General features: G+C 48.2%; 5 protein-coding genes. All 5 read left to right on the forward strand.

Features of this window, described 5'->3' with window-relative positions; all coding sequences use genetic code 11:
* Window positions 1–103: 103 nt before the first annotated feature.
* Window positions 104–472, forward strand: coding sequence for a DsbA family protein (locus H6F80_RS30260; RefSeq protein ID WP_277879049.1), 369 nt, complete (start codon window positions 104–106; stop codon window positions 470–472).
* A gap of 29 nt (window positions 473–501) precedes the next feature.
* Window positions 502–687, forward strand: coding sequence for a DsbA family protein (locus H6F80_RS30625; RefSeq protein WP_518523526.1), 186 nt, complete (start codon window positions 502–504; stop codon window positions 685–687).
* Window positions 688–725: 38 nt separating this feature from the next.
* Window positions 726–3,536: a PAS domain S-box protein gene (locus tag H6F80_RS05745; protein ID WP_190790636.1), complete on the forward strand. Its 2,811-nt coding sequence runs from the start codon at window positions 726–728 to the stop codon at window positions 3,534–3,536.
* Window positions 3,533–4,162, forward strand: a complete 630-nt coding sequence (locus H6F80_RS05750; RefSeq protein ID WP_190790637.1) for a response regulator — start codon at window positions 3,533–3,535, stop codon at window positions 4,160–4,162. Before H6F80_RS05745 ends, H6F80_RS05750 begins: the two co-directional genes overlap by 4 nt.
* A 550-nt stretch (window positions 4,163–4,712) precedes the next feature.
* The coding region (locus tag H6F80_RS05755; protein WP_190790638.1) for a SidA/IucD/PvdA family monooxygenase at window positions 4,713–5,392 on the forward strand (680 nt) is incomplete at its 3' end.

Here is a 5,392-nt window from a genome sequence, read left to right on the forward strand (position 1 = left end):
CCTAAGCAAGCCTCATACACTAAACCCATACAAATGATTGTAGGGTTGAAGAGAAAAGATTTCAGAGTACACGCGATGAATCTTTTTTCCTCAAGAATTTAGAATGAGCGATATTATTTCTGACGATGCACTTAGCGATTCTCCAACGGAGATACAGAGTGAACGCAATCAATTAGTTGTACTCCCTTGTGAGCAAGACCATCGGCAAGGATCATTGAATGCCCATGTTGTGCTGGTTGAGTATGGGGATTATCAATGTCCTCAATGTGGTGAACTTTACATCTCAATTCAGGCAATTCAACGCGAGTTTGAGGCGACCTTATCCGGGGAAAATTCTTTGTGCTTTATATTCCGACATTTTCCTCAATCTCATATCCATCCTCAAGCTCAAAAGGCAGCAGCACAAGGGCAGTTTAGGCAGATGCACGAGATGCTATTGAAGCATCAGCAAGAGCTGGGGATGGAGATTTAGCAGAATACGCTGACAGTTTAGGGCTTGATGTGACTCAATTTCTTCGAGACATTGCCCGGAAAGTGTACGTCGCTCATATCAATCAAGACATTACCAGCGGCATGGATAGTGGGGTGATTAGCACTCCAGCTTTGTTCATCAATGGCGTGCAGTATACAGACGCTTTAGAGTTTGAGCCGTTACTCATTGCGATCACTAAAGCTTTCCACGACTAGTAGTTTCGTTAATCAACTGCATCAGTGCGGCTCTTATCATGATTTCCTTATCCAATGCGTTCCTCAAGCAAGTTGTAGCTCAAATTTCTAGAACGGTGCCATTGCAGACGGTTTTGATTGTGCCGTTTGTGCTGCAAACGTTGGTGACGGTCGGACTAGTGGGGTATTTTTCCTTCAGAAATAGACAGGAAGCTATCAACGATCTCGCCAGTCAACTACGGCGCGAACTGACGAACCGGATCGAAGGCAAGCTACAAACCTACACCGAGATACCCCATAACATCAATCGGCTCAATGCCAGCACATTCGCTCAGGGAAAAATTGACGCTAGCGCCGTCAAAGGTGAGTTTCCACTCTGGCAGCAAATTCAGATTTATCCAATGGTGAGTGATATCTACTGTGGCGATCGCAACGGGTCTCTTTTGGGAGTGCGGCGCAGCCCTGCCGATAACTCAATTGAACTGCGATCGAGTAATGTTGCTACAGATCATAAACTCTACGGCTACAGCCTTGATCGCAATGGCCAGCCAGACCAGTTAGTCAGTCAAGGTAACAAAACCTTCGATGCGCGGCTTCGTCCCTGGTTTAAAGCAGCAGTGACGGCAGGCGAACCGGTTTGGAGTGGAATCTATGCCGACTTTGCCAGCCAATTGCCAACGATCACTGCCAGTACGCCTGTCTATAGCACTGCTGATCGATCGCTGTTGGGAGTCTGCGCCACCGATGTATTTCTGCCTAATGAGATGAGCCGTTTTTTAGCGAGCCTGCAAATCGGTAAAACAGGCATCGCCTTTATTCTAGAGCGATCGGGACAACTGGTTGCTACCTCCACCGGAGAGGCGATTATCAGTAGTGGAGCGGTGGCAAATCGATTGTCTGCAGTTGAGAGCCGTAACCCCACCGTGCGAGCGACTGCTGCTTATTTGCGCGATCATTTCAGCAATTTGTGGCAGATCCAAACGGCGGAACAGCTTGATTTTAATTTCGATGGCAGGCGGCAGTTAATTCAGGTAATGCCATTCAAAGATACTCGTGGGCTAGATTGGCTGATTGTCACGGTGCTGCCTGAATCCGATTTTATGGCAAAGATTAATCAGAACATTCACACGACGATTCTGCTTTGTATTGCCGCTTTGCTGCTTGGCATTGCGATCTGCATTTTAATTGCACGGTGGATCACTAAACCAATTGTCAGCGTCAGCCAATCAGCAAAAGCGCTAGCAGACGGTGCATGGGATCAGACGGTAGAAATTGAGCGATCGGGTGATTTGGGTGAACTAGCTCGATCGTTTAACCAGATGGCACAGCAGCTTCAAATCGCATTTGCTAAAATGCAGTCTTTAAACCAGACTCTCGCCCAAAGTGAAACCCGCCTTCAGAAAATTTTAGAGTCGATTCCGGTAGGAATTGCGGTTCTGGACGCAACAGGTCACCCTTATTACGCAAATCAGAAGGCAATCCAACTTTTGGGCAAAGGCGTGCTGCCGTCTGTCTCCCCAGAACAAATTGCCGAAGCCTATCAACTCTATGTGGCAGGAACCGATCGCCCCTACCCAACTGAACAACTGATGATGATACGAGCACTAAACGGCGAACAGGGCAGTGTAGATGATATCGAAATTCATCAGGGGAATCGCATCATTCCGATTGAAAGTTGGGGAACTCCAATTTTTGATGAATCTGGCAACATTCTGTATGCGATCGCAGCCTTTCAAGACATCACCGACCGTAAGCAAGCAGAGAAGCTTTTATCCGAATACAGTCAGACCTTAGAACAGCAAGTCACTGAGCGAACGTTGCTGCTCTCCCAGGAGATCGAAGAGCGCCAGCAAGTTGAAAACGCCTTGCGACAGAGCGAAGAGCAACGCAGACTGACCATGGACTTTTCCTATATCGGCAGTTGGAATTGGAACATCGTAGAGAATATAACCGAGTGGAATGATAATCACGTTCGATTGCTGGGGTTAGTTCCTGGGGAAGTGAAGAGCAGCTATCAAGCATGGCGCGATCGGGTTCACTTAGAGGATATTGAGCGAGTCGAGCAAGCAGTTGCGGTCGCACTAGCAACCCATACCGATTTTGAAACTGAATATCGAGTGATTTATCCGGATGGGACTATTCACTGGTTGGTGGGTCGGGGGCGAGGCATTTATAACGAAGCTGGACAGCCTGTACGAATGTTGGGGGTGATTCTGGATATTAGCGATCGCAAACGTGCTGAAGCAGCGTCAATTTTAGAAGAACGTAACCGCATGGCGCGCGAGATCCACGACACGCTAGCGCAAGCCTTTACAGGTGTTCTGGTTCACATGGGAACTGTTTCTCAGTTAGTGACCATTAAACCAGAAGCCGTACAAACTCACATTGACATCGTGCGTGAGCTGGCTCGTAACGGACTGATAGAGGCTCGACGTTCCGTTGCAGCATTGCGTCCTCAGTTACTAGAAGATGGCAACTTGTGGACAGCGCTGGAGCAATTTGTTGCTATGATGCAATCCTCAACAGAATCCTGCCTGACTTATGAGGTGATCGGCACGCCCTATGCGTTGCCCGCTGACGCTGAGAATAACCTCTTGAGAATTGGACAGGAAGCGTTTACCAATGCAATCAAGTATGCTCAGGCGAAGGAAATTCAGATTGAATTAGTTTATGAACCCACCTCGTGCCATTTACGCATTAAAGACAATGGACGAGGCTTTGAAGCTAACACTACCACTCTCAGCCGGGGATTTGGGTTATTGGGTATGACCGAACGAGCGGAACACATTGGCGCCCTGCTCTCGATCGAGAGCCAATTGGGGCAGGGAACAGCAGTGATCGTATCTATACAACGGGAGGCAGCAACATGAGTCAGCCCACAGCTATTCGCGTTTTGATTGTTGATGACCACGCAATTGTGCGACAAGGACTGGTTGCAATGATTGACAATCAACCAGACATGATGCTGGTGGGTCAAGCGGGTAATGGGCAGGAAGCGATCGACCAATACCGCCAGCTACAGCCCGATGTCACCTTAATGGACTTACGGATGCCGCAGGTGAGTGGTGTGGATGCAACGATGGCAATTTGTGCTGAGTTTGCCCATGCCCACATTATTATCCTGACGACTTACGATGGAGATGAAGATATCTATCGGGGATTACGCGCTGGAGCCAAAGGCTATCTACTTAAGGATGCCGAACCTGACGAACTCCTTAGTGCTATTCATGTTGTTCACAGGGGTCAGCAGTACATTCCCACTCATGTTGGCGCTAAACTAGCGCAGCGGATAAACCATCCAGAGTTGAGCGGTCGCGAACTAGAAGTCCTTCAGTTGGTAGCTCAGGGGATGAGCAATATTCAAATCAGCGCTGCTTTGAATATTGCTGAAAGCACCGTCAAATCGAACATCAACCATATCTTGAGCAAACTGGGAGCGAAAGACCGCACGCAAGCGACCATTATTGCTTTAAAGCGAGGAATCACCAGCTTGTAGCCTAGTGATGTGAACTTGAGGTGGTTGATAAATTTAAACTTAAGGTGGATGTTATGCCAACACCTGAGATTGCTCAAATAGCGATCATCTTGTGGTTCAAAACATAAACTCTGAATTGGCGACAGATTTGAGTTTGCCTTTTACATTAAGAACATACAAACGAGAACCTACAAACAATTGTAGGTTTGAAAAAAAGAGATGTCACCGTGCTGTTTGTACCGTGAATGCTCCATTCTTCAAATTAAGAATGAGTTACGACATTTCTGCTGAAGTACCTAACAATCGCAATCAACCGGTTGTTCCTGCCTCTGAGCGAAATTATCGACAAGGGGGACTTGCTATATTGATCGCTAGAACATTGAGCAATTGACAGTAGCCATTGTTAATGCAAGTTACTCAGGTTTCTCTTTAGTTTACCTAGCCTAACAAGTTCATAACACGTTCTAGCGCATCCAAATCCGCAAACAAGAACCTGGTAACAAGTTAGTTGTTTGCTATTCCATTCTTCTCCAATTTCTTATCCATCGCGACCAGATCTGAGGAGATCGACATGACAACAACGATCGATTCCAATTTTGCTGCCTGTGAGGCACTACGCCTGCTTGGTCCCGATCCCGAGAACTGGGTATCCGATCGCCCTGGCATCGATCACAATGTCACGATAATCGGTGGCAGCGGCAGCGGTAGCACCTTTGTATTTGCGCTGCGGCGTGCTGGAATCGGTGACGTGACAGAGATCGATGCAGCAGATGACGAAGCTCATGCAGGCGTGTGGTTGACGCGAGCGCGGATGAGAACGCTCCGCACGCCAAAGAATTTGCCTGGTCCAGAACTAGGAATCCCAGAATTATCCTTCCAGGCTTGGTACGAAGCGCGGCATGGTGCGGCAGCTTATGCAGAGATCGATCGCATTGAGCGGGTGACTTGGGCTGAGTACCTCAGCTGGTATCGGCATTTTCTCGGTATCCAGGTTCGTTACCAGACGAAGTTGGTACGGATAGAGCCAGCCACAGGTTTCTTCCGTCTACACCTTGAGGTAAATGGTGTCCCAAAGGTGGAGACTACACGCAAAATTATCTTCGCCAATGGCGTGGCTGGTACTGGTGGTTCATACATCCCTCCAGTACTGGCTGACTTACCCCGCACGCTGTACGCCCATACCGCCGATGCCATTGATTTTGAAGCACTGCGCGGTAAGACTGTGGCAGTGCTGGGTGCGGCGGCTTCAGC

It is taken from the genome of Leptolyngbya sp. FACHB-711 (assembly GCF_014695615.1).
Taxonomy (GTDB): Bacteria; Cyanobacteriota; Cyanobacteriia; order Elainellales; family Elainellaceae; genus Leptolyngbya_A.

What these genes read in the sequence shown, in the direction of transcription:
- H6F80_RS30260 (WP_277879049.1), top strand. Translation starts at nt 104, where the DNA reads ATGAGCGATATTATTTCTGACGATGCACTTAGCGATTCTCCAACGGAG.
- H6F80_RS05745 (WP_190790636.1), top strand. Translation starts at nt 726, where the DNA reads ATGATTTCCTTATCCAATGCGTTCCTCAAGCAAGTTGTAGCTCAAATT.
- H6F80_RS05750 (WP_190790637.1), top strand. Translation starts at nt 3,533, where the DNA reads ATGAGTCAGCCCACAGCTATTCGCGTTTTGATTGTTGATGACCACGCA.